The organism is Tessaracoccus lapidicaptus, assembly GCF_001693815.1.
In the GTDB taxonomy this organism is placed as follows: domain Bacteria; phylum Actinomycetota; class Actinomycetes; order Propionibacteriales; family Propionibacteriaceae; genus Arachnia; species Arachnia lapidicapta.
This window is the reverse complement of sequence record NZ_MBQD01000011.1, coordinates 177,767-201,445: the sequence shown is the minus strand read 5'-3', so window position 1 is coordinate 201,445 and position 23,679 is coordinate 177,767. Positions and strand designations below refer to the sequence as shown.

Here is a 23,679-nt window from a genome sequence, read left to right as displayed (position 1 = left end):
TCAGACGACGACGGTGCTGACGGGCAGGCCGGAGTCGGCCGAGATGCCGAGGCCGGACGGCTTGAGGCCGGCCCGGATGGCCTCGCTGCCGACGGCGGCGATCATGGCGCCGTTGTCGGTGCAGAGGGCTGGCCGGGGGCGGCGCAGCTCGATACCGGCGGCCGCGGCCCGCTCCTCGAGCAGGGTCCGCAGCCGGGAGTTGGCCGCCACCCCGCCCCCGATGAGGATGGAGCTGACGCCCAGGTGCTGCGCCGCGTCGACCGTCTTCGCGGTGAGGACGTCGCAGACGGCCTCCTGGAAGCTGGCCGCCACGTCGGCCACCGGGACCGGCTCGCCGTCGAGGCGGCGCTGCTCGACCCAGCGGGCCACGGACGTCTTGAGCCCCGAGAAGGAGAAGTCGAAGCGGTGCCGGTCGAGGTCGTGCCGGGCCGTGAGGCCGCGCGGGAACCGGATGAACGTCGGGTCACCCTCCTGCGCCGCCTTGTCGATGACCGGCCCGCCCGGGTACGGGAGTCCCAGGAGGCGCGCGACCTTGTCGTACGCCTCGCCGGCCGCGTCGTCGATGGTGGAGCCGACCTCCGTGATGCGGGTGGCGATGTCCTCGACGTGCAGCAGCTGCGTGTGGCCGCCGGAGACGAGCAGCGCCAGCGAGGGCATCGGCAGCTCACCGTGGTCGAGCAGGTCGACCGCGACGTGCCCGACCAGGTGGTTGACGCCGTAGAGGGGCTTGCCCAGGTAGGCGGCGAGCGCCTTGGCCGACGCCAGACCGACGACCAGGGACCCCATGAGACCGGGTCCCGCCGTCACGGCGATGGCGTCGAGGTCGGCCAGGTCGACGTCGGCCTTGGCGGCCGCGCGCTCCAGCGTCGGAATGAGGGCCGACAGGTGCGCCCGGCTGGCGACCTCGGGCACGACGCCACCGAAGCGGACGTGCAGGTCGACCGAGCTGGCCACCTCGTTGGCCAGCAGCGTGCGTCCCCGCACGATGCCGACGCCGGTCTCGTCGCAGGACGACTCCAGTCCGAGCACCAGGGGTTCACTCATCGCCGCTCTCCTCCATCTCCCACATGCCGACCGAGTCGGCGTCGACGCCCTCGAGCCGTCGCTCCAGGATGAGCGCGTCGGCGCCGGGGCCGTAATAGTCCGGGCGGGTGGCAACCGGGGCGAAGCCGAACCCGCGGTACAGCTGGATGGCCGCATCGTTGGAGTCCTCGACTTCGAGCAGCATGCGGTGCGCCCCCTCGCCGATCGCCCACTGCAGGCCGGCCACGAGCATCACGCGGGCGAACCCCAGGCGCCGCTGGTGCGGGGCCACGACGATGCGGTGCAGGTCCGCCACGTCGTCGACGAGCTGGAAGGCGGCGACACCGATCGTGTCGCCCTCCCTCCCCCGCGCGACGAGGATGAGGCGTCCGGGGCCGGACAGCTCCTGAAGCCATGACTCCGCGGACCAGGGCGTGCCGAAGTGGGCTTCGAGCGCCAGGATGTCGGGCAGGTCCGAGGGCGCCGCGGTCTCGACGATCATCGTCGGACCCGCAGCCGCGGAAGCGCGGACTTCGGCCTGCCGGGCACGGTCGCGTCCGCCGGGCGGAGGTAGAACGGCTCGTCCCCCGCGGGCGCGAGGTCGGCCCAGCGGGCCGCGAGCACGGCGGGGTCCAGGGCGTCGGGCCCCTGGACGTCGAGCCCGGCGCGGTAGGCCTCCGGCACGGCGCCCGCGACAGGGAGCGCGGGCAGCTCATCGGGGGCGGTCACGCGAGGTCCGTCGACGCGGACGCCGTCGGCGGAGTAGCGCGCCCAGTACAGCTCCTTGCGGCGCGCGTCGGCGGCGACGAGGAAGTCGTCGGGCGCCCCGAGGTCCGCCCACTGGCGGGCCACCACGTCGAGGGAGCAGACGCCGTGGACGGGGCGCCCCGCGGTGTGCGCGAGGGTCCAGGCCGTCGCGACGCCGACCCGCAGCCCCGTGAACGGGCCGGGGCCCATGCCGACGGCGAACTCGTCGATGTCCGTCAGCGCGATGCCCGCGTCCGCGCACGCCCGCAGGATCGACGGCATGAGTTCTTCGGCGTGCGCGCGGGTGTCGTCGACCACCACGCGCGCGACGGGCCGGCCGTCGCGGGCCAGGCCGACGGCGACGGCGTGGCTGGTGTCAATGCCGAGCGTCCAGGTCATCGGGTCTCCCTGAGTGCGTCGAGGGCCCCGGCCCAGCGGGGGCCGAAGCCGGTGAGGTAGACGGTGCGCTGGTCCGAGTCGACGCCGCGGACGATGTCGATCTCCAGCCGGTCGTCGGCCAGCCACTCGGCCAGGCCGTGGCCCCACTCGATGAGCGTGACGGAGTCCGCCAGCGAGGCGTCGAGGTCGATGTCGGCGAGTTCGAGGGAGCCGCCCAGGCGGTAGGCGTCGACGTGCACGAGGGCTGGGCCGTCGCCGCGGGCGGGGTGCACCCGCGACAGGACGAAAGTCGGGGAGATGACCGGTCCCTCGACGTCGAGCCCGGCGCCGATGCCCTGGGTGAGCGTCGTCTTGCCCGCCCCGAGGTCCCCCGACGCGACGATGACGTCGCCCTTCCGGAGCAGGCGTGCGAGCCGCCGGCCCAGCCGCTGCATGTCGTCGGCGGTGGGGACGTCGACCACGACGGGGAGGTCGCGGCCCATGTGGAAGCCGTAGGGAGCGGGCGCCACCACGTCGAACCCGTGGTCCTTCCACCACGCGACCAACTGCGGGAACTCCTCGCGCGCGAACAGGGCCGCTCGCCGGGCACCGAGGTCCGCGGCCACGGTCAGCGCGCTCTCGACCAGCGCCCGGGCGACGCCCTGCCCGCTGGCCTCGGGGAGGACCGAGACGCGGCGCAGGGTGGCGGTGTCGTCGGCGATGTCGACGAGCAGGCCGGCGATGATCGCCCCGTCCCGCTCGACGACGATGCCGTAGCCGTCGGTCAGCGCGCGCTCGATGTCGGCGACCTCGTCGGCCAGCGCCTCCGCCGGCGGGTCGACCGCCGGGCGGGCCGAGAACGCGGCGTGGATGACTCGCAGCAGCTCAGGGGCGTCGGCGGGATCGGCGACCCGCACCCTCACGTCGGAAGTGTCCATCGGCGCAGAATCCTACCCTCTCACCACCGGTCGTTGCGGTAGCCGCCACGGCGGCCCCGCCCCTGGTCGCGGCCGCGTCGCTGACCCTCGGGGCGCTTGCGCTGCTGCGGCTTGGGCGCGATGAGCCTCAGGTAGTCCTCCTCGGCGATCGCCACGCCGGAGGTGGGCCGGGCGCCGGTGGCGTCGCGGAGTTCGGGCGAGCCGGGCTCGGCCTCGATGAAGGCGGCCCCCACCCCGGCCTGGTCGAGGAGTCGGCGGCCCGTCTTGCGCTGGTGCGGCAGGACGATGGTCGCGACGACGCCCTCCTGACCAGCGCGGGCGGTGCGCCCGGAGCGGTGGAGGTAGTCCTTGGAGTCGCGGGGCGGGTCTACCTGGAGGACCAGGGTCACGTCGTCGACGTGGATGCCGCGCGCCGCCACGTCGGTGGCGACCAGCACCGGAACGGTGCCCTCGCGGAACGCCGCCAGGATCCGGGCGCGGGCTCCCTGGGTGAGGCCGCCGTGCAGCGCCCCCGCCATCACGCCGGCGTCGCGGAGCTGGCCCGCGATGCGGTCGGTGCCCAGCTGGGTGCGGGCGAACAGCACGGTCCGGCCGTCGCGGTTGGCGATCTCGGCGGTGACCTGGTTCTTGTGGTGCGGCTTCACCAGCAGCGGCCGGTGCACCATGGTGGCCACCGAGTTCTTGCCCGAGTCGACCTCGTGGGTGACCGGGTCGTGCAGGTAGGCCTTGACGAGGGCCCCGACGGCGTTGTCCAGCGTCGCGGAGAACAGCAGCCGCTGCCCGTGCTCGGGCGTGGCGTCCAGCAGCGAGCGGACCTCGGTGAGGAAGCCCATGTCGGCCATGTGGTCGGCCTCGTCGAGGACGGTGACCTCGACCTGGCTGAGGTCGGCGGCCCCCTGCTCCAGGAGGTCGATGAGGCGGCCGGGGGTGGCCACGACGACGTCGACGCCGCGCTCGAAGGCGCGCAGCTGCGGCCCGTACGACATGCCGCCCGCCACCAACGTCAGGTCCAGCCCCACAGCGGCCGCGAGCGGAGACAGGACGTCGGCGATCTGCAGCGCCAGCTCGCGGGTCGGCGTGAGGATGACCGCGCGGGGCGAACCGACCGGGCTGCCTTCGGCCAGGCGCGTGAGCATCGGCAGGCCGAACGCCAGCGTCTTGCCGGAGCCCGTGCGGCCGCGGCCGAGCACGTCCCGGCCGGCGATGGCGTCACCGATGGTGGCGGCCTGGATGGGGAAGGGCTCCGTGATGCCCTGCGCGGAGAGCTGGCGCACGAGCGACTCGGCAACGCCGAGCTCGAAGAATCCCGACGTGACGTCGCCCTGGACCTCCTCGGCCACGCCCGCGGTCCAGCTCATCTGGTCGGTCTCGACGTCGTGGGAGTCCTGGCGCGTGTCGTGGTGGCGGCCGCGGCGGTCGTCGTGGCCGCGGGGCTCGTGCGGGCGGCGGATGTCGAGGTGCGGCGGGCGCGACGCGGGGCGGTGGTGCCCGCGGTCGTCGCGGCGCGGCCGGTCGTCGCGGTCCTGGAACCGGTCGTCACGTCGCGGACGGTCGTCGCGATCCTGGAACCGGTCGTCACGACGCGGCCGGTCGTCACGCGACTGGAAGCGATCATCGCGACGCGGCCGGTCGTCACGCGACGGGAACCGGTCATCACGACGCGGCCGGTCATCACGCGACTGGAACCGGTCATCACGACGCGGCCGGTCATCACGCGACTGGAACCGGTCATCACGACGCGGCCGGTCATCACGCGACTGGAACCGGTCATCACGACGCGGACGATCGTCACGCGACGGCTGGCGGTCGTCGGCGTCGCGGTAGCGGGGCCGATCGTCGCGGTTGCGGTCCTCACGCTGCGGGCGGTCGTCGCGGTCGCGGTAGCGTGGGCGGTCGTCGCGGTCCTGCCGCGGCGCGCGGTCCTCTCCCGGTGCGGCGGAGGTGGGGGGACCGAACTGCAGCGCGCGGCGCTGCTTGCGGTTCAACGGCTCGCCCGACTCGTTCGAGTCCCGGCGGTTGGCCCGACGCTGCGGGGAGTGGCCCTTGGCGGCGCGCTGCTCGGCGGACCAGCGCTGCTTTCGGCGTGGTGCATTCATGATGAAAGAGATCCTCTGCGGGTGATGGGGGGCCCAGGAGCCGGGCCACGGGCCCACATGCGGGGCCACTGAAACATGCCCGCTCATCTGTCACACGCTGGCGTTGATCGCCTTACCGGGCCCGTCGAGTCTACGGGATGCCGCGGGATTCTCCGAATCGACGCCCGTGAAGGCCGAGCAGAACCGTCACCGGCTGTTCATCGGACGTTCGCCGCAGCCGGGGGCGGTGGTCATCTCGCTGCATAGGATCGAGGTGTGCGGGTTGCCATCATCGCGGAGTCGTTCCTCCCCAGCGTCAACGGGGTCACGAACTCGGTGCTGCGCGTCCTCGAGCACCTGCGTGCCGCCGGGCACGAGGCGATGGTCATCGCCCCGGCCGTCGGCGACCGGACGCCGCGCGAGTACTGCGGGTTCCCCGTCGAGACCGTCGCCAGCGTCGGGCTGCCGGGCTACGACGTCGTCCGGGTCGTGACCACACCGTCGCAGACCATCGCCCGCATCATCACGGGCTTCGCCCCCGACGTGATCCACCTGGCCTCGCCGGTCGTCGTGGGCTTCAAGGCGGCCTCGGTGGCGGCCCGGCTGGGGATCCCGATGGTGGGCATCTACCAGACCGAGGTGCCGACGTACGCGGCCCGCTACGGCTTCCCCCAGGCCGAGCCGCTCCTGTGGCACCACGTTCGCCAGGTGCACTCGCTGGCGTCGCTGAACTTCGCGCCCTCGACCTTCGCCCGGGACCAGCTACTCGCCCAGGGCGTGCCGCGGGTGGGGGTCTGGGGACGGGGCGTGGACTCGGCCCGCTTCGACCCGGCGCGCCGCAGCCCCGCGTTCCGCCGCCGCCACGCGCCGGGCGGGGAGCGGCTCATCGGCTACATGGGCAGGCTCGCCGTCGAGAAGCGGGTCGAGGATCTCGCCACGATCGCGGACCTCCCCGGGACCCGCCTGGTGGTCATCGGCGACGGGCCGCTGCGCGGGCAGCTCGAGGCCACGCTCCCCCGCGCCCGCTTCCTCGGCGAGCTGGGCGGCGACGAGCTCGCCGACGCGCTGGCCAGCCTCGACCTGTTCGTGCACCCCGGGGAACTGGAGACCTTCGGCCAGTCCATCCAGGAGGCGAAGGCCTCGGGTCTGCCGGTCATCGCGCCGAGGCGCGGCGGGCCGATCGACCTCGTCGACCACTCGCGCACGGGCTGGCTCTACCGCCCGGGGGACCTGGCAGCGATGCGGGCCCACGTGGTCGACCTCATCGGCGACGACGCCAAGCGCGCCGCCTTCGGGCGCGCCGCGCGCGCCTCCACGCTGGACCGGACGTGGGAGCGCGTGTGCTCCGAACTGGTCGGCCACTACCGCAAGGCGATCGCCAAGTCGGTGCGTGGCGGTCAGCTGATCGCCTGAGGCCTACCAGGCCCGGCGGGCGGCCGCGACCTCGATCAGGGCGTCGCGGAGCCGCGGCTCCACGTCGACCGTCGCCAACTCCTGCACCAGCGCCAGGCCCTCCAGACTGGTGACCGCGCGCCACGCGGCCTCCTTCACCGCGAACTCGATCTCCGCGGCATCGAGGACCCGGAAGGCCTCGCCCGCGACGTCCAGCGGCCGCGGCACTGCCCCCACGAGGCGCACCGACACACCTGCGGCGACGTCGACGTCGCCCAGGTCGACACGCAAGGCAGGGGCGAGCAGCTCGTCGACGACCTCGCGCGGCTCAGCGACGACCAGACGCCGCTCCCCCACGACCACCTCGACGGCCGCCACGCCTGCCACGCCGACCACGTCGACCGCCACTGCCCGGACGTCCGGCCCCGGACGGTCCTGCGTGACGTGGAGCTCCAGGTCCGCCGCGCCGTCGTCCCGGACGTGCAGCGTCTGCCGCATCCGGGTCTCCCGCCGCTCCTCGGGACCCGGCTCGGCCGACCCGTCGTCCTCGATCAGCCGCGACCCCCCGGTGCCCGGGAACACGCGCAGCTCGAGGGCCCGCGGCGCCATGGTCACGTCAGCCATCGGGTCCGCCTGCAGCGCCACGACGGCGCCCGCCCGGGCGAGGACCGGGTAGCGGCCGAGGTCGCGGTGGAGCTGGACGCGGCGCCCGCCGTCGTAGCGGCGCCCGGTGAACAGGTCGAACCAGGCCCCCTCCGGGAGCCACGCCCGCACGGCGGCGATGTGCGTCCTCGGCTCCGCCGGGCTGGTGATCGGCGCCAGCAGGAGGTGGTCGCCCACCATGCTCTGGCCCGGGACCTGATAGGCGTCACCCTTGTCTGGGTGGTCGTGGTACATGGGGCGCACCAGCGCGACCTGCTCCAGGTGTGCGGCCCAGGCCCCGGTGTACAGGTAGGGCACGAGCCGGTGCCGGAGCCGCAGGAAGGCGGCCATCACCCGCTCGGCCGCGGGGCCGTAGCCCCAGGGCTCCTTCGAGGCGAAGGGACTCGACGACGAGTGCAGGCGGTTGATCGGGGAGAACACCCCCAGCTGGAACCAGCGCACCGCCATCTCGACGTCCCGCGAGCCGAACATGTGGCCGCCGATGTCGTGGCTCCACCACGGGTAGCCGACGTTGGCCGCCGTCGCGGTGAAGTACGCCTGGAAGTCCAGCGACGCCCACGTGGTGATGGTGTCGCCTGAGAAACCCACCGGGTAGCGGTGGCTGCCCGGCCCGGCGTAGCGGGAGAACGTGAGCGGGCGCCGGCCCTCACGCCCCGAGTCCACGTAGTGGATGTGGTTGAGCATCCACAGCGGGTCCAGGCCTGGCACGGCGGTGGCGCCGCCGGACTGCCAGTCGATCCACCAGAAGTCGACCCCCTGCTCCTCCAGCGGGTGGTGGACCAGCCGCAGGTAGGCGTCGACGAACTCTCGCGACGTCACGTCGAACTCGACGGCGGTTCCGGACTCCGGGTCGATGCCGACGGCGCGCGCCACCTCCGGATAGGCCTCCTCGTGGCGGCGGATGCCGTCGGCCGGGTGGACGTTGAGCGTCACGGCGAGACCGCGGTCGTGCAGGGCCGCGAGGAACGCGGGCGGGTCGGGGAAGAGGTCGCGGTTCCACGTGTACCCGGTCCACCCCGTCCCGATCGCCGGGTCCACGTCCACGACGTGCCAGTCCATGTCGATGACCGCCACCGACAGCGGGATCCGCTCGGCTCGGAAGCGGTCCATGACCCCCACATACTCGTCGGCCCGGTACGGCCAGTAGCGGCTCCACCAGTTGCCCAGCACGTGGCGCGGGACGAGGGGGACGGGGCCGGTGAGGCGGTGGAAGTCCGCCAGGGCGGCGCGATAGTCGCGGCCGTGGCCGAAGAGGTAGAGGTCCTGGCCGCGTCCCGGGCGGGCCTGGATCCAGCCGTCGGAGCCCAAGAGCACCGACGTCGAGTCGTCGAGCACGGCGAACCCGTAGGTGGCGAGGATTCCGGGCTCCAGCTCGCAGGCCCCGTCGGCCTCGTCGAGCGTCCGCGCGGTGCCGAGCAGGTTGCCGCGGCCGGGCAGGTCCTGCGGGTAGCTCTCTCCGTAGCGCCAGGTGGCGTAGTGGGGGTCCGCGGCTCCCCTGGTCAGCGTGACGCTCAGGCCGGACGCGGTGAAGGGGCCGCCGTCGTAGCGCAGCCGCAGGTGCGAGGTGCGGATCTCCAGCCCGTCGCCGATGCGCTCGACGGAGAAGTCCGGCAGGCCGAAGTCGCGCTCGACGACGACCTGGGTGCGCTCGTCGACGAAGCGGCCGGCCTCGTCCCATTCCATGCGGATGAGCCGCTCACTGAGGACGGTGAAGCGGTACGTGGGACCGGCGACCACGGCGTCGGGATGGGCTGGCGCGGGGACTCCGTCAGACATGGCGAACATCGAGGCGTGTCCTCTCCCGCGCCGGGCCTCAGCTGTCGTCGGACGGCGCGTGCGTGTGGTAGGTGTCCTGCTCCTCGGTGAACTCCTTCACCGGGGCGGTCAGCTCGATGACCTGACCGTCGTCGAACGATAGCGTGCAGTCGATCTCCTCGCCGCCCGCCGGCAGCTCGCGCGCCAGGTCCATGAGCATCACGTGCGGACCGCCGGGCGCGAGGTGCGCGTGTTCCCCCGCGGGGACGGGGAGGCCGCCGTCGACTTCCTGCATGAGCATCTCGCCGTCCACCATCACCATCTCGTGCAGCTCGACCTTCCCGGCCACGTCGCCGCAGTCGGCCGCGACCAGGGTGCGGTCCTCCTGCGTCGGGTTGGTGAGGTTGACGAACAGGGCGGTCATGTCCGGCCGTTCGGTGCCGACGGTGGCGCGGACCCACGGGTCGGCGGCGAGGATGCCCGGGGTCGCGGAGTCGGCCGGGCTGGAACAGGCGGCGAGTGCGACGACGGCGGCGGCGACGGGGATGCTGGTCCACTTCACGCGGCCAGCGTAACCGACATCGCATACCCCAGGGGGTACCCATACCCGGTGGGGGATCCTTGGCACCCGCACCGGCTCTCGTAGACTCGGCACCATGCCCGATCCTCGCCTCAGTCGACGTCACGTCTTCGGCTACGCCGGCGCGGCGGGGCTGGGCGGCGCCGCCGGGGTGGTCGCCGGCCGGGCCACCGCGGGGTCCGACGACGCCGCCGCCCAGCGCGTCGGCGGGCGCACGTACCTCGCCCACGGGGACCATCAGTCGGGCATCCTCACCCCCACCCCGGCCGTCGGCGAACTCGTCGCGTTCGACCTGCTGCCCTCGGTCGACCGCACCGCGCTCGGTCGCCTCATGCGAGTGTGGAGCGGTGACGTCGCGGCCCTCGCCGCCGGCCGCCCGGTCCCAGGCGACGCGGCCCCGGACCTCGCCCAGGCCGGCGTGTCCCTGTCGATCCTCATCGGGCTGGGGCCCCGCGTGTTCGACCTTCCCGGTCTCGCCGCAGCCCGCCCGACGGGGTTCCAGGAGATCCCCCCGATGGCCCACGACCGGCTCGAGGACCGGTGGAGCGGCGGCGACCTGCTGGCCTGGGTGTCGGCCGACGACGCCACCTCGGTGGCCCACGCCGTCCGGCGGCTGACGACCGACGCGGCGCCCTTCGCCCGGCCGCGGTGGACCCAGCGCGGGTCCTGGCGTCCGGTGGACGCCGACGGCAATCCCGTCACCGGCCGCAACCTGTTCGGACAGCTCGACGGCAGCGCCAATCCCAGCGGCGAGACGCTCACCGCCACCGTGTTCTCCACCGACGGCTGGCTCGCCGGCGGCACCCAGCTCGTCGTGCGCCGCATCGAGATGAACCTGGCCACGTGGGACGAGCTGACGCGGGACCGCCAGGAGCGGGTCATCGGCCGGGCCCTGGACACGGGGGCGCCGCTCACGGGGACCGCGGAACACGACGACGTCGACCTCACCGCAGCCGTCGACGGCGTACCCGTCATCGCGGCTGACGCCCACGCCCGGGTCGCGCACCCCTCGCACAATTCCGGGCGCCGGATGCTCCGCCGCGGACTCAACTACACCCACGAGGAGTGGATAGACGGCTCCTGGACCAGCAGCGCCGGGCTCATCTTCACGGCGTTCCAGGCCAGCATCGCGGACCAGTTCATCCCGGTGCAGCGCATGCTCGACCAGGGCGACGCCCTCAACGAGTGGACCACGGCCATCGGTTCGGCCGTCTTCGTCATCCCGCCCGGGTTCGCCGAGGGCGCCTGGCTGGCCCAGGGCCTACTGGGGGACTGAGGCGAGCAACTCCGCGACGGTGGCCGGCACCCGCCGGGCCAGTTCGTCCGGCGGATGAGGACCGGGGTTGCGGGCCGCGGTGATGGCCTGGACGCTCGCCCCCACGACGCCCGCGCGCCACGCGGGGAGCCCCGCGGCCAGGAGCGAGCCGCAGATGCCGGCCAACACGTCTCCGGATCCGGCCTGCGCGGTCCAGCCCGGCCCCGCCACCGCGACGGTCACGCGCCCCGAGGGTTCGGCCACGTACTGCGTCGCCCCCTTGAGCAGCACCGCCGCGCCGGTGTGACGCGCCACCTCGCGGACGCACACGAGCGGCTCGGCCTCCACATGCGCCCGGGTGCACCCCAGCATGCGGGCGAGCTCGCCGGCGTGCGGGGTGAGCAGCCAGCCGTCGAGCCGACCGGCCGGCAGAGCGTGCAGGGCGTCGGCGTCGACGACCGCGGGCACGCCATGGAGCCGCGCGGCGGACACGCGGCCCTCGCTGCCCTCGCCGTCGCCCCAGCCGGAACCCAACACCATCGCCTGGGCGCGCCCCTCCCCCATCACGACGCTGGGGAACCGGCTCAGCACCAGCCCGGACGGCACGCGCCCCGTGTAGCGAACCATGCCGGCCCCCGCGTGCAGTGCGCCGGAGACGCTGAGCAGCGCGGCGCCCTGGTACTGCGCCGACCCGGTGTCGACCATGACCACGCCGCGGGAGTACTTGTCGGAGGCGGAGTGCGGCGCGGGCCACCAGGCCGCGACGTCGGACTCCTCCGCTTGGCGCAGCGAGGTCGCGGGCACGTCCACCCCGATGTCGACGACGTGGACGCGGCCGCAACGGTCCGCCGCGGGTGCCTGGACGTGGCACGGCTTGACGGTGGCGAAGGTCACGGTGTCGTGGGCGCGGAAGCTCGGGTGCGCCCGTCCGCTGTCCGCGTCCAGGCCGCTGGGCAGGTCGACGGCGAGGACCGGCACCGCGGCCGCCTCGCACGCCGCGGCGAAGGTCGCGACCTCGTCGGGCAGGCCCGGCCGGGAACCCAGCCCGGTCACGGCGTCGATGACGAGCGCGGCGTCGGCGAGCCCATCGAGCGCTCCCAGCGCATCGACCTCGGCGCAGCCGGCGGCGCGTGCCGCCGCCAGCCCGTCCTCGTGCCCCCGTTCCATCGCGAGCCACACGACCACCGGCCGGTCGGCCGCCAGATCCGCCGCCGCGAACAGGCCGTCGCCGCCGTTGTTGCCCGGCCCGGCCACGACCAGCACGGGTCCCGGGGGCGACGTGACCCGCGCGATCCGGGCCACCTCGGCCGCGGCGCGGCCCATGAGGTCGACTCCGGGTTCGGCCGCGAAGACGGCCTCCTCGGCGGCGCGCATCTCGGCCGCGCTGATGACCGCCCTCATCGTTCGCACACCACCATGGCGGTCGCGAAGCCCCCGTCGTGGCTGATCGACAGGTGGATGCTCTCGATGCCCATCGCCGCGACCCGGGCGGCGACCGAGCCCGTGTTGACGAACCCCGGGTCGCCGTCGGCGTTCTTGGTGACCTCGCAGTCGAGCCAGCGCATGCCGCCCGGCGAGCCGAGGGCCTTGGCGAGGGCCTCCTTGGCCGCGAACCGCGCGGCCTGGGACTCGATGGAGAGCTCCAGCTCCGCGGGTGTCAACAGCCGCTCCGCGAGGCCCGGACGGCGCGCGAGCATCTCGCGGAAGCGCTCGATGACGCAGAGGTCGGTACCGATGCCCACGATCATGGGCGCCACTCTAGGCGGCGGGGCTATTCGACGGTGACCGACTTGGCCAGGTTGCGCGGCTGGTCCACGTCGTGGCCCTGCACCGTGGCCAGTTCGCACGCGAACAGCTGCAGCGGGATGATCGCCGCCACGGGCTGCAGGAGCGTCGAGAGCTTGGGCAGCTCGATGAACACGGCCGCCGCGGCCCGCGCCTCCTCGTCGTCGGCCTCCGCCAGCACGATCGTCTTCGCGCCGCGGGCCCGCACCTCGGCGATGTTGGACACCACCTTGTCGCGCAGCTGGTCGCGGCCCCGCGGCGGCACGACCACGAACACGGGAAGGTCCTCGCGGATGAGCGCGATCGGGCCGTGCTTGAGCTCGCCGGCGGCGAAGCCCTCGGCGTGGATGTAGGCCAGTTCCTTGAGCTTGAGGGCGCCCTCGAGCGCGACGGGGTAACCCACGTGCCGGCCGAGGAACAGCACCGACGGCTCGTTGACGAACTCGCGTGCCAGATCGAGGACCTGCTGCTGGTTGTCGAGCATGCCCTGGATGGCCTCGGGCATCCGCTCCAGTTCACGCAGCAGCGCCGCGATCTCGTCGCCGTACTTCATGCCGCGCACCTGGGCCAGGTAGAGGCCCAGCAGGTAGCAGGCCACCAGCTGCGTCGTGAAGCCCTTGGTCGACGCGACGCCGATCTCGGGGCCGGCGTGGGTGTAGATGACGGCGTCGGACTCGCGCGGGATCGTGGCCCCGTTGGTGTTGCAGATGGCGATGACCTTGGCCCCCTGTTCGCGGGCGTGGCGGATCGCCATGAGCGTGTCCGCCGTCTCACCGGACTGGGAGATGGTGACCACCAGCGTCATCGGGTCGATGATCGGGTCCCGGTAGCGGAACTCGGAGGCCACCTCGACCTCGCAGGGGATGCGGGTCCAGTGTTCGATGGCGTACTTCGCCACGAGGCCGGCGTAGAAGGCGGTGCCGCAGGCGACGATGACGATCTTGTCGATCCGGCGCAGCGTCTCGGGGCTGATCCGGATCTCGTCGAGGATGAGCTCGCCGCGCTCGTTGAGGCGGCCCAGCAGGGTGTCGGCCACCGCGCGCGGCTGCTCGAAGATCTCCTTGCGCATGTACCAGTCGTAGCCCTGCTTCTGCGCGGCCTCGAGGTCCCAGTCGACGTGGAACTCCTTGGTCTCCGCGGGGGCGCCGTCGAAGGTGGTGACCGAGACCCCGCCGCGCGTCAGCTCGACGATCTGGTCCTGCCCCAGCTCGACCGCGTCGCGGGTGTAGGCGATGAACGCCGCGACGTCCGAGGCGAGGAAGTACTCCCCCTCGCCCACCCCGACCACCAGCGGCGAGTTGCGGCGGGCCGCCACGATGCGCTCGGGGTCCTGGGCGTCGACGGCGACGAGCGTGAAGGCGCCCTCCAGCCGGCCCACCACGGTCCGCATGGCCGCGAGCAGATCCGCCCCGCCGTCGAGTTCGCGGCGCAGCAGGTGGGCCGCCACCTCGGAGTCGGTCTCGGAGGAGAACTCGACGCCGGGAAGTTCCTCGCGCAGCTGGTCATGGTTCTCGATGATGCCGTTGTGGACGATCGCCACCCGGTCCGCGACGTGCGGGTGCGAGTTCTGGTCCGTCGGCGCCCCGTGGGTGGCCCACCGGGTGTGACCGATGGCAACCTGCCCCGACGGGAGCGGGTTCGCCTCGATGGCCGCCTCCAGGTTGGCGATCTTGCCCGCCTTCTTGCGCCATTCGATGCGGCCCGCACTGGGCAGGGCGACGCCCGCCGAGTCGTAGCCGCGGTACTCCAAGCGGCGCAGGCCGCTCAGTACGACATCGAGTCCGTCACGTTGTCCGACATATCCCACGATTCCACACACGCGGAAAACCGTACATGATGATTGCGCGTTTCTTGACATCCCCGCGCGGCGAGCTCCGGCGGAGGGCTCAGACCTTGCGGATGAGAATGGAGTCGACGGCGTGCGTCTCGTCCTTGACGAGGATGGCCGTGGCGCGGTCCCGGGTGGGGGCGATGTTGTGCCGGAGGTTGGGCCCGTTGATGTCCTCCCAGACCCGCCTGCCGAAGGCCACGGCGTCGGCCTCCGACAGCTCGGCGTAGCGCCGGAAGTAGCTGCGCTCGTCGGTGAACGCCGTGCGGCGCAGCGTCAGGAATCGCTCGAGGAACCACTGGCGGATGTGCGCCTCATCGGCGTCGACGAAGACCGAGAAGTCGAAGAAGTCGCTGACCGCGAGCCCTGGCCGGCCGTCCGCCTCCACGCGCGCCGGCTGGAGGACGTTGAGGCCCTCCATGATGAGGATGTCGGGGCTCTCCACAGCGATGTGCTCGCCCTCGACGATGTCGTAGACCATGTGGCTGTAGACGGGCGCCAGCACGCGCGGGGTGCCCGACTTCACGTCGACGACGAAGTCGAGCAGCGCCCGCCGGTTGTAGGACTCCGGGAACCCCTTGCGGTGCAGGATCCCGCGACGCTCCAGCTCGGCGTTGGGGTACAGGAAGCCGTCCGTGGTGATGAGGTCGACCTTCGGATGGCCGGGGGCGCGGCGCAGGAGCTCCTGCAGGAGCCGCGACACCGTCGACTTCCCGACCGCCACCGACCCCGCCACGGCGATGACGAACGGCGTGCGGGCCACGTCGAGGCCCAGGAAGTCGTTGCTCTGGGAGTACAGCCGCCCGGTGTTGACCATGTAGAGGTGCAGCAGCTGCGTCAGCGGCCGGTAGACCTCCTCGATGTCGCGACTCGAGGTGGGGTCGCCGATGCCGCGCAGCCGGTCCAGCGTGGCCTCGTCGAGGTCGATCTGCGTGGCGTCGGCGAGCGCCGCCCAGGCGGGTCGGTCGAGCGTCACGTACGGTCCGGTCACCTGCACTCCTTCGTCGGCGTCGATCGGCCATCGTACAGGCGACGGCGTCACCGCCGCGGGGCGCCCGACGCCGGGAAGTACAGTGGCGACATGACCGACGACCGTTCCGAGAACCGCCGCGACCCGTACTCCGAGGAGTTCAAGGCCTTCATCGTCAGCGACTGGGCGCCGTACCCGGACCGGCTGCCCGAGCGCCTGCCGGCCGCCCAGTACGCCGCCGAGCGCCGACGCCGGCTCGTGGCCGAGTTCCCCGCGGCGACGCTCGTCCTGCCGGCGGGCCCGCTGAAGACCCGCTCCAACGACACCGACTACCGCTTCCGGCCGCACAGCGCCTTCGCGTACTACACCGGCCTCGGCGAGGACCGCGAGCCTGACGCCGTGCTGGTCGTCCGGGACGACGACGCCACGCTGTTCTTCCGCCCGCGCGCCCCCCGCACCGACCGCGAGTTCTACGCCGACGCGCGCTACGGGGAGATGTGGGTCGGTCAGCGCGACTCCCTCGAGGAAATGTCGGCCGCCACAGGCCTGACCTGCCGAGACATCCGCGAACTCGACGCGGCCCTCCGCGAGTCCGGCGGCCCCTTCGGGGTGATCCGGGGGGCCGATCCCGCCGTCACGGCCCAGGTCGACGCGGCGCGGGTGGCGCACCCGGCCGGGGTCGACGGGGACCCGCACACCGACGTCGACGCCGAGCTGGAGCGCGCGGCCTCCGAGGCGCGGTTCGTGAAGGACGAGTTCGAGATCGCGGAGCTCGAGCGGGCCTGTGCGGCCACGGCCGTCGGCTTCGAGGCGGTGGCGCGCGAGCTGCCCCGTGCGGTCGAACTGGGTCGCGGCGAGCGCTGGGTCGAGGGCATCTTCGGCCTGCACGCCCGGCACCTGGGCAACGCGGTGGGCTACGACACCATCGCGGCGGGCGGCGACCACGCCAACACGCTGCACTGGATCCGCAACGACGGCGCCCTGAACGACGGCGACCTGCTGCTGTTGGACGCCGGCGTGGAGGTCGACTCGCTCTACACCGCCGACGTGACGCGCACGCTGCCGGTCGGCGGCCGGTTCAGCGCCGCGCAGCGCCGCGTCTACGACGCCGTGCTCGCCGCGCAGACCGCCGGCATCGCCGCGTGCCGGGACGGAGCACTGTTCGCCGACGTGCACAAGGCCGCCGTGACGGTGCTGGCCGAGTTCTTCGCCGAGCTGGGGATCCTGCCGGTGACGCCGGAGGTGTCGCTGTCGGTCGACGGCGGGCAGCACCGCCGCTGGATGGTGCACGGCACCAGCCATCACCTCGGCCTCGACGTGCACGACTGCGCGCAGGCCAGGGCGGAGAACTACCGGCTCGGGACGCTGCGCGCGGGCATGGTCATCACGGTGGAGCCGGGCATCTACTTCAAGTCGACCGACCTGCTGGTCCCCGAGGAGTACCGCGGCATCGGGGTGCGCATCGAGGACGACATCCTCATCACCGACGGCGACCCCGTCAACCTCTCGGCCGCGCTCCCGCGGGACGCGGACGACGTCGAGCGGTGGATGGCCGGGCTGCGGGGCTGAGGCCCCGCGGCCCGCGCCGGGTCAGTCCGCGGACTCGGAGACGACCTTGGAGGTCTGCCCGCGGGTGAACAGACCGCGGATGATCCGCGCCACGTCCGCTGGGCGGCAGACCGTCACCTGGTGGGCCGCCTCGGGCACGACGTGCAGCTCGCCGCGCTGCACGGTCTCGGCCACCAGCTCGACGTTCGCGATGGGCGTCGAGGTGTCGCGCTCGCCGGCCACCATGACGACGGGCAGGGTGATGTAGGGCAGGTCGTCGCGCACGTCGTGCGCGGCGAGCGCCCGGCACAGCTGGGCGTAGGAGTGGTCGTCGGCCACCGACAGGCCCTCCATGATGACGTCGACGACGGCCGGCTGCTGCGCCCGGAACATCGGCGTGAACCAGCGCTTGGTGGTCTCCTCGACCAGCTGCTGCGTCCCGGTGGCCTCGACCTGGTCGGCGCGCTCGAGCCAGCGGGCAGGCTCGCCGACCGTCGCGGCGGAGGCGACGACCACGACGCCGGAGAACTCGTCGGCGTGGTCGCGGGCCAGATGCAGCGCGGTGGCGCCGGAGATGGACAGCCCCGCGAAGTAGACGGGCAGGTCGGCGCCGAGATCCGCGCGGACCTCGGCTGCCACGCGGGCGATCCCGTCCGCGACGGCGTCCAGCGTCGGCTCGTCGGCGTCGTCCCAGACGGACCCCAGGCCGGTGCCGGGCAGGTCGACGAACACCACCCGCGCGTCGTCGATGAGTTCGGCGGCCACCCGCGTCCACTGGTGTGCCGCGTTCCCGCCCAGGCTGGGGCCGACGAGCAGCACCCGCTCGGCGGGGGTGTCCGGGTTGTAGTACGTCCAGTTCAGATCCATCGTGAACTCCTCAGGGCGACACGGGTGTTGAGGAAGAACCTACCGGAGGGCCTCAGGCCTTGAGACCCAAGGCCTGGACAACGGAGGCCAGGCCCTGGTGGTCCATGCCTTCGAAGAGGCGTCGCTCCGTGAGCCGGACGTCGGGGCGCCATCCGGCCCAGTCGTCGACGACGTCGCCGCGCGTCACCAGCAGGTCCGGATCCGTGGGGCCCCCGCTGCCCAGCGAGGGCTGGGCCGGTGTGAAGGCCTCGTAGATGAGCAGCGCGCCCGGCGCGGCCTGCGCCGTGATGGCGCGCGCCACGTCCCGGCGCAGGGCGGACGGCAGGTGCGCGAAGATCGCCACCACCGCGTCCCAGGGACGCTCGGGCGCCGGGTGGTGGATCCAGTCCGCCAGGTCCACCAGCCAGGTCTCCACCGCGACGCCCCGCTCGGCCGCCAGCGCCTCGGCCTTGGCGAGCCCCACGGCGGAGAAGTCGAGGCTCACGACGTCGTGGCCCTGCTCGGCCAGCCAGACGCCGTTGCGCCCCTCCCCGTCGCAGAGCGCCAGTACCCGGGAGCGCGGGCGCAGGAACCGGGCCTGCTGGCGGAGGAAGTCGTTGGGGCGGTACCCGAAGACGTGGTTGGGGTGCGCGTAGCGGGCGTCCCAGAACCCGGCGGTGGCGGCGTCGCTCACTCGAACATCGCGGCGCGGGCGCCGGGGCGCTCGGCGAGCATGTCGCGGGCCTGCTGGGCGACCTTGTGCTCGGCCAGCACCTCGTAGCGGGTCGCGACCGTGACCCGCGCCGAGTTGAAGTCCCGCTTGCCGCCGGTGAGCGCGTGCGCCAACATGCGGGCCAGGATGCCGAACGCCACGCCCATGGCCAGGCCGACGTACAGCATCGCGAAGTTGCCGTTGCCGACGAACAGCATGAGCATGACGCCGACGAACAGGCCGGTGGTGAGGCCGGACAGCGCGCCCTCCCCCAGCACGGTGGCCCACGTGCGCCGGCCGGTGACGCGTTCCAGGAGCTTGAGGTTGGTCCCGACGATGAGCAGGTTCTCCACGGCGAACTTCTGGTCCGCCAGGTAGTCCACCGCCGACTGCGCCTCCTCGTAGGTGACGAACTCGGCGACGTGCTGCGGGTAGTTCAGCTGCATGAGTCGGCTGCTCATCGGCTCGGTCATCAGGTCCTCCGTACGCGTGCCAGGGTGGCCTTCGCCAAGCTTACGCCCGCCTCGTCGACCATCTCGTCGTCGAGCATGACCGCCCCGACGCGCTCGTCGGCGGCCCGGGCGGCCACGGCCACCATCGCCTCGGCCCGCGCGACGGTCTCGTCGTCGGGCGTGAAGATCTCGGTCCCCGCCGCCACCTGGGCCGGGTGCAGCACCCACTTGCCGTCGTAGCCGAGCGCCGCCGCGCGCCGGGCCGCGGCGCGGAACCCGTCCTCGTCGCGGACGGCGACGTACGGCCCGTCGACCGCCTGCAGCCCGCGGGCGCGCGCCGCCACGAGGATGCGGCCGTACACGTGGTGCAGCGCGTCCCCGGGATAGCCGTCGACGAGGCCGCCGACCTGCAGGGAGGGCATGCCCAGGGCCGCCATCATGTCCCCCGGGCCGAGGTGCAGCGCCTCCAGCCGCGGGCTCGACGCCGCGATGGCGTCGGCGCGGACCAGGGCCCCGGCGTCCTCGATGAGGGCCTCGATGCCGATGCGGCCGACCTCGAGCCCGGCGGCCCGTTCGAGCTGCGTGAGGAGCAGGTCGAGCGCCTCCACATGGCCCGGTCCCTCGACCTTGGGCAGCAGCACGGTGTCCAGTAGGTCCCCGGCCCCGGTCACCACGTCGATGACGTCCCGGTGCGTCCACACGGTGGCCCAGCCGTTGACGCGCACCGACACCGTCGGCGCCGTCCAGCCCCCGGCGCGGAGCGCCGCGACGGCGCGGGCGCGGGCGTCGTCCTTGGCCGCCGCCGCGACACCGTCCTCGAGGTCGAGGAACACCTGGTCGACGGCCAGGTGACGCGACTTGTCGATGAACCGGTCGCTGGACGCCGGCACCGACAGCACGGTGCGACGGGCGCGGGCGGGGCGGTGGGTCATGGCGGCGGGTCCTTGCGGTTAGATTTGCCCTATGGTCGCCAAAGATACGCAGGTTTTCGTCTCGCGGGTCATCGGCCTTCCCATCGTCGACGCCGCCGGCGACCAGGTCGGCCGCGTCAAGGACGTCGTGTGCTACCTGCGCAGCGACGGCCGCGCCCCGCGCGTCAAGGGCCTCGTGGCCGAGTTGTTCGCGCGGGCGCGCATCTTCGTGCCCATGATCCGGGTCCACGACATCACGCCGAACCAGGTCGCGATCACGGGCCAGGTGGACGCCCGCCGGTTCCAGCGGCGCGAGGCCGAGATGCTGGTCGCCGCCGACCTGTTCGACCGTCCGTTGGAGCGCGCGCGGCCCACCCGCATCCTCGACGTGTCCATGCACATGGTCCGCAACCGGGAGTGGGAGCTGGACTCCGTGGCGCTGCGCTCGTCGGGGGGCGCCGGGCGCTTCGGGTTCGGCAGCCGCAGCGCGCCGCAGATCGTGTCGTGGCGCGAGATCCCGGGGCTCATCCTGTCCACCGGCCGGACCGCCGCCAACCTCATCGCCGAGTTCTCGGAGATGAAGCCCGCCGACGTCGCCAAGGAACTGCACGACCTGGAGCCTGAGTCGCTGGCGGCCGTCGTCGAGGCCCTCGACGACGAGACGCTGGCCGAGGCGATCGAGGAGCTGCCCAAGGACGAGCAGATCGACATCATCTCCGCGCTCGACACCGAGCGCGCGGCCGACGTGCTCGGCGAGATGGACCCCGACGACGCCGCCGACCTCATCCGGGACCTGCCCTCCGACGTGGCCGAGGAACTCCTGCAGCGCATGGAGCCCGAGGAGTCCGCCGACGTGCGGCGCCTGCTGGTCTACGAGGAGTACACCGCGGGCGGCATGATGACCCCCGAACCCATCGTCGTCGACACCGACGCCACGGTCGCGCAGGCCCTCGCGCAGGCGCGGGAGGAGTCCCTGACCCCGGCGCTCGCCTCCATGGTGTTCGTGACGCGCCCGCCGTTGGAGACCCCCACGGGCCGCTACGTGGGCGCCGCCCACCTGCAACGCCTGCTGCGGGAGCCGCCGACGACGCTGGTGGCCACGCTTCTCGACCGCGACCTCGAACCCATGTCGCCCGCCGACCCGCTGACGCAGGTGAGCCGGTTCTTCGCCACCTACAACCTGGTCGTCGCGCCCGTCGTCAACGAGGACGGGCACCTGCTGGGCGCGGTGACCGTCGACGACGTGCTCGACCACATGCTGCCCGACGACTGGCGCGGCGAGCAGATGGACGAGGTGGAGGCCACCGACCTCGGCAACGCCGAGGTGAGCCATGGCTGAGCGCAACCCGCTGTCGCAGCCGGGGACGCGCAGCTGGCTGCCGCGCGTGTCGGTGGACTCCGAGACCTTCGGCGTGTTCGCCGAGAGCTTCGCCCGGTTCATGGGCACCGCGAAGTTCCTCGTCTACATGACGGTCTTCGTCATCGTCTGGGTGACGATCAACCTCATCGGCCTGTTCGGGCTGCGCTGGGACCCCTACCCGTTCATCCTGCTCAACCTGTTCTTCTCCACGCAGGCGTCCTACTCGGCGCCCCTCATCCTGCTGGCGCAGAACCGCCAGGAGGTGCGCGACAAGCTGAGCCTGGACGAGGACCGGCGCATCGCGGCGCAGTCCCGGGCGGACATGGACTTCCTGGCCCGCGAGATCGCGTCGATCCGCATGAACCTCGGCGAGCTCGCGACCCGCGACTTCGTCCGCGGCGAGCTGCGCACCGAGCTGCGGGAGCTGGCCGAACGGCTGGAGCGCACCGCCGAGCAGAGGGACGAGTCCTGACCGATGACGACTGATCGGATCCGCTGGTTCGGGATCGTGCGACTCGTGGGCCAGCTGGCGCTCGCCGCGCTCGGAGCCGTGTCGCTGTGGCGCATCGCGGGAGGATGGTGGGTGGGCGCGGCCAGCGCGGCCCTCCTGGTGGCCGTGGTCGCGGCCCTCTGGTTCCGGCTGCTGGCCCCAGGATCCCCCGCCCGGCTGCGCTACCGCGAGCGGCTGGCGCTGTCCCTGGTGCTGGGCACCGCCGTCGTCATCCTGGGGAGCCTCGCCGGCCTCTGGCTGCCGGCGATCGTGGCGACCAGCGTGGCGCTGCTGGGCGACGCACTCGACGAGCGCTCGCGCTGACCCCCGCCGATACCCCTGGGTGGGTATCCGTAGACTTGCCTCGACGCCCGTCGCCGCGTAGTAAGGACATCGTGACCGAACATCCGCTCCTGCCCCACATCCGTGCCGCCCTCCACCAGGTGGAGGACCCAGAGATCCGTCGCCCCATCACCGACCTCGGCATGGTCGACGACCTCGCGGTGACCGACGACGGGGCGGTGCGGGTGCGCGTGCTGCTCACCGTCGTCGGCTGCCCCATGCGCTCCGAGATCACCACCCGCGTCACCGCGGCCGTGTCCGCGGTCGAGGGCGTCAGCTCCGTCGCCGTCGACCTCGGCGTGATGGACGACGAACAGCGCGAGGCGATGCGCACGATGCTGCGCGGCGGACAGGCGCAGCGGGTCATCCCGTTCGCGCAGCCGGGCAACCTCACCCGCGTGCTGGCCATCGCGTCCGGCAAGGGCGGCGTCGGGAAGTCGTCCGTGACCGTCAACCTCGCGCTGGCCTTGGCGGCGCAGGGGCGCTCCGTCGGCATCCTCGACGCCGACATCTACGGCCACTCCATCCCGGATCTGCTGGGCCTGGGCGACGCCCGCCCCACCGTGGTCGACGACATGATCATGCCGGTGCCCGCCGTCGGGGGCCTGCGCGTCATCTCGATCGGCATGCTCAAGCCCTCGCGGGACCAGGTGGTCGCCTGGCGCGGCCCCATCCTGGACCGCGCCCTCACCCAGCTGCTCGCGGACGTGTACTGGGGCGACCTCGACTACCTGCTGCTCGACCTGCCCCCAGGCACGGGCGACGTCGCGATGTCGCTGGGACAGAAGATCCCGACCTCCGAGGTCATCGTCGTGACGACCCCCCAGACGGCGGCGTCCGAGGTGGCGGAGCGCGCAGGTACCATGGCGCACATCATGGAGCAGCGCGTCCTCGGTGTGGTGGAGAACATGAGCTGGCTGGAGACCACCTGCCCGCACTGCAGCGAGACGCACCGCCTGGAGCTGTTCGGGTCGGGCGGCGGCACGGTCGTCGCGGAGGCACTGACCGACCGCCTCGTCTACGAGGTGCCGCTACTGGCCCAGATCCCCTTCGACGAGACGCTGCTCGCGGGCGGAGACACCGGCCGGCCCATCGTCCAGACGCATCCGGAGCATCCGGCAGCCCAGGCGATGGTCGCGCTCGCGGGCGAGGTCGCGGCGCGGCGGCGGGGCCTCGTCGGGACGAGGCTCCCGCTCAACACCTGAGCGGTTCGGCGTCAGGTCGCCTCCGGGTCGAACGGGGAGGCGGCCACCGGCGCGGGCAACTCCAGGTGCGCGGCCGCGATGACCGTGTCCGCCTGGGTGCCCGCGTCGTGCACGGTGTCGGTGACGGTGCGGCGCGCCTCGTCGAGTTCGCGGCGGGCCTCGTCGATCGCGGCGACCTCCTCGCGCATGTGCTTGGCGATGAACGTCTTGGGATGCAGGTCGCGCAGCTCCAGGTCCGCGTACTCGGGGCCCAGCTCGCCCCGCAGGGTGGTCTTGGCGTTGTTCGCGACGTCCCGGAGGTACACGAACACGCGCGCCGCCTTGCGCGAGTACTCGGGCAGCCGCTCAGGTCCGAACATGACGACGCCCAGCACGAGGATGATGACTAGGTCTACCGCGTCGATGCCGAACACAGGGCCTAGGG

General features: G+C 72.9%; 23 protein-coding genes. 7 read left to right on the top strand and 16 right to left on the bottom strand.

Features of this window, described 5'->3' with window-relative positions; genetic code table 11:
* Genes tsaD through BCR15_RS04205 form a run of 5 tightly spaced genes read right to left on the bottom strand, consistent with a single transcriptional unit; the run spans position 1 to position 5,182 of the window.
* Positions 1 to 1,044, bottom strand: a complete 1,044-nt coding sequence (tsaD, locus tag BCR15_RS04225) for a tRNA (adenosine(37)-N6)-threonylcarbamoyltransferase complex transferase subunit TsaD (RefSeq protein ID WP_068750733.1) — start codon at positions 1,042 to 1,044, stop codon at positions 1 to 3.
* Positions 1,037 to 1,525, bottom strand: a complete 489-nt coding sequence (locus BCR15_RS04220; RefSeq protein WP_068750731.1) for a GNAT family N-acetyltransferase — start codon at positions 1,523 to 1,525, stop codon at positions 1,037 to 1,039. The genes tsaD and BCR15_RS04220 overlap by 8 nt, the downstream gene beginning before the upstream one ends.
* Positions 1,522 to 2,169 carry a tRNA (adenosine(37)-N6)-threonylcarbamoyltransferase complex dimerization subunit type 1 TsaB gene (tsaB, locus tag BCR15_RS04215; protein WP_068750729.1) on the bottom strand — a complete coding sequence of 216 codons (648 nt, stop codon included), beginning with the start codon at positions 2,167 to 2,169 and terminating at the stop codon, positions 1,522 to 1,524. Before tsaB ends, BCR15_RS04220 begins: the two co-directional genes overlap by 4 nt.
* Positions 2,166 to 3,086 (bottom strand): tRNA (adenosine(37)-N6)-threonylcarbamoyltransferase complex ATPase subunit type 1 TsaE, encoded by a 921-nt coding sequence (gene tsaE / locus BCR15_RS04210; protein WP_068750728.1) that lies wholly within the window; start codon positions 3,084 to 3,086, stop codon positions 2,166 to 2,168. Before tsaE ends, tsaB begins: the two co-directional genes overlap by 4 nt.
* A gap of 20 nt (positions 3,087 to 3,106) precedes the next feature.
* Positions 3,107 to 5,182 carry a DEAD/DEAH box helicase gene (locus BCR15_RS04205; RefSeq protein WP_068750726.1) on the bottom strand — a complete coding sequence of 692 codons (2,076 nt, stop codon included), beginning with the start codon at positions 5,180 to 5,182 and terminating at the stop codon, positions 3,107 to 3,109.
* 255 nt (positions 5,183 to 5,437) lie between these two features.
* Here BCR15_RS04205 and BCR15_RS04200 point away from each other — a divergent pair, with 255 nt between their 5' ends.
* Entirely contained in the window at positions 5,438 to 6,574 is a 1,137-nt protein-coding gene (locus BCR15_RS04200; RefSeq protein ID WP_068750725.1) for a glycosyltransferase family 4 protein, read from the top strand.
* A 3-nt stretch (positions 6,575 to 6,577) separates the two neighbouring features.
* Here BCR15_RS04200 and BCR15_RS04195 read toward each other — a convergent pair whose 3' ends face one another.
* Together BCR15_RS04195 and BCR15_RS04190 are read right to left on the bottom strand one after the other, a co-directional pair.
* Positions 6,578 to 8,992 carry a glycoside hydrolase family 31 protein gene (locus tag BCR15_RS04195; RefSeq protein WP_197971694.1) on the bottom strand — a complete coding sequence of 805 codons (2,415 nt, stop codon included), beginning with the start codon at positions 8,990 to 8,992 and terminating at the stop codon, positions 6,578 to 6,580.
* A 37-nt stretch (positions 8,993 to 9,029) separates the two neighbouring features.
* Entirely contained in the window at positions 9,030 to 9,533 is a 504-nt protein-coding gene (locus BCR15_RS04190; RefSeq protein ID WP_068750721.1) for a copper chaperone PCu(A)C, read from the bottom strand.
* A gap of 94 nt (positions 9,534 to 9,627) precedes the next feature.
* Between BCR15_RS04190 and BCR15_RS04185 the strand changes: the two genes are divergently transcribed.
* Complete coding sequence (locus BCR15_RS04185; protein WP_068750719.1) at positions 9,628 to 10,827, top strand: Dyp-type peroxidase; 1,200 nt, start codon at positions 9,628 to 9,630, stop codon at positions 10,825 to 10,827.
* Here the strand turns inward: BCR15_RS04185 and BCR15_RS04180 are convergent.
* From BCR15_RS04180 to coaA, 4 genes are all read right to left on the bottom strand, one after another.
* The gene (locus BCR15_RS04180; protein ID WP_068750717.1) at positions 10,813 to 12,207 is read right to left on the bottom strand and encodes an NAD(P)H-hydrate epimerase; all 1,395 of its coding nucleotides are present in this window, start codon (positions 12,205 to 12,207) and stop codon (positions 10,813 to 10,815) included. The two genes, BCR15_RS04185 and BCR15_RS04180, sit on opposite strands and share 15 nt — an antisense overlap.
* The gene (locus BCR15_RS04175) at positions 12,204 to 12,554 is read right to left on the bottom strand and encodes a holo-ACP synthase (RefSeq protein ID WP_068750715.1); all 351 of its coding nucleotides are present in this window, start codon (positions 12,552 to 12,554) and stop codon (positions 12,204 to 12,206) included. The genes BCR15_RS04180 and BCR15_RS04175 overlap by 4 nt, the downstream gene beginning before the upstream one ends.
* A gap of 23 nt (positions 12,555 to 12,577) precedes the next feature.
* Entirely contained in the window at positions 12,578 to 14,410 is a 1,833-nt protein-coding gene (gene glmS / locus BCR15_RS04170) for a glutamine--fructose-6-phosphate transaminase (isomerizing) (RefSeq protein WP_068750714.1), read from the bottom strand.
* A 67-nt stretch (positions 14,411 to 14,477) separates the two neighbouring features.
* Positions 14,478 to 15,461, bottom strand: a complete 984-nt coding sequence (coaA, locus tag BCR15_RS04165) for a type I pantothenate kinase (protein ID WP_068750712.1) — start codon at positions 15,459 to 15,461, stop codon at positions 14,478 to 14,480.
* 39 nt (positions 15,462 to 15,500) lie between these two features.
* On the opposite strand from coaA, the gene BCR15_RS04160 reads away from it, so the two are divergent.
* Positions 15,501 to 16,958, top strand: a complete 1,458-nt coding sequence (locus BCR15_RS04160; protein ID WP_068750710.1) for an aminopeptidase P family protein — start codon at positions 15,501 to 15,503, stop codon at positions 16,956 to 16,958.
* Between the two features lie 21 nt (positions 16,959 to 16,979).
* Here BCR15_RS04160 and BCR15_RS04155 read toward each other — a convergent pair whose 3' ends face one another.
* The 4 genes from BCR15_RS04155 to BCR15_RS04140 are packed head-to-tail and all read right to left on the bottom strand — an operon-like array spanning position 16,980 to position 19,879.
* Positions 16,980 to 17,804 carry an alpha/beta fold hydrolase gene (locus tag BCR15_RS04155; RefSeq protein ID WP_068750708.1) on the bottom strand — a complete coding sequence of 275 codons (825 nt, stop codon included), beginning with the start codon at positions 17,802 to 17,804 and terminating at the stop codon, positions 16,980 to 16,982.
* Positions 17,805 to 17,856: 52 nt separating this feature from the next.
* On the bottom strand, positions 17,857 to 18,477 hold the full coding sequence (locus BCR15_RS04150; RefSeq protein WP_068750706.1) for a class I SAM-dependent methyltransferase: 621 nt from the start codon (positions 18,475 to 18,477) through the stop codon (positions 17,857 to 17,859).
* A complete protein-coding gene (locus BCR15_RS04145; protein WP_061616799.1) occupies positions 18,474 to 18,968 on the bottom strand; it encodes a YflT domain-containing protein in 495 nt (164 codons plus the stop codon). Before BCR15_RS04145 ends, BCR15_RS04150 begins: the two co-directional genes overlap by 4 nt.
* Positions 18,968 to 19,879, bottom strand: coding sequence for an HpcH/HpaI aldolase/citrate lyase family protein (locus tag BCR15_RS04140; protein ID WP_068750704.1), 912 nt, complete (start codon positions 19,877 to 19,879; stop codon positions 18,968 to 18,970). Before BCR15_RS04140 ends, BCR15_RS04145 begins: the two co-directional genes overlap by 1 nt.
* A gap of 31 nt (positions 19,880 to 19,910) precedes the next feature.
* Here BCR15_RS04140 and BCR15_RS04135 point away from each other — a divergent pair, with 31 nt between their 5' ends.
* From BCR15_RS04135 to BCR15_RS04120, 4 genes are all read left to right on the top strand, one after another.
* On the top strand, positions 19,911 to 21,197 hold the full coding sequence (locus BCR15_RS04135) for a magnesium transporter MgtE N-terminal domain-containing protein (protein WP_068750702.1): 1,287 nt from the start codon (positions 19,911 to 19,913) through the stop codon (positions 21,195 to 21,197).
* Positions 21,190 to 21,690, top strand: a complete 501-nt coding sequence (locus tag BCR15_RS04130; protein ID WP_068750700.1) for a DUF1003 domain-containing protein — start codon at positions 21,190 to 21,192, stop codon at positions 21,688 to 21,690. The genes BCR15_RS04135 and BCR15_RS04130 overlap by 8 nt, the downstream gene beginning before the upstream one ends.
* Positions 21,691 to 21,693: 3 nt before the next feature.
* Positions 21,694 to 22,032, top strand: coding sequence for a hypothetical protein (locus BCR15_RS04125; protein ID WP_068750698.1), 339 nt, complete (start codon positions 21,694 to 21,696; stop codon positions 22,030 to 22,032).
* Between the two features lie 68 nt (positions 22,033 to 22,100).
* Positions 22,101 to 23,255 carry an Mrp/NBP35 family ATP-binding protein gene (locus BCR15_RS04120; protein ID WP_068751096.1) on the top strand — a complete coding sequence of 385 codons (1,155 nt, stop codon included), beginning with the start codon at positions 22,101 to 22,103 and terminating at the stop codon, positions 23,253 to 23,255.
* Between the two features lie 11 nt (positions 23,256 to 23,266).
* Here BCR15_RS04120 and BCR15_RS04115 read toward each other — a convergent pair whose 3' ends face one another.
* Positions 23,267 to 23,668, bottom strand: a complete 402-nt coding sequence (locus BCR15_RS04115; RefSeq protein ID WP_068750697.1) for a sec-independent translocase — start codon at positions 23,666 to 23,668, stop codon at positions 23,267 to 23,269.
* Positions 23,669 to 23,679 lie beyond the last annotated feature (11 nt).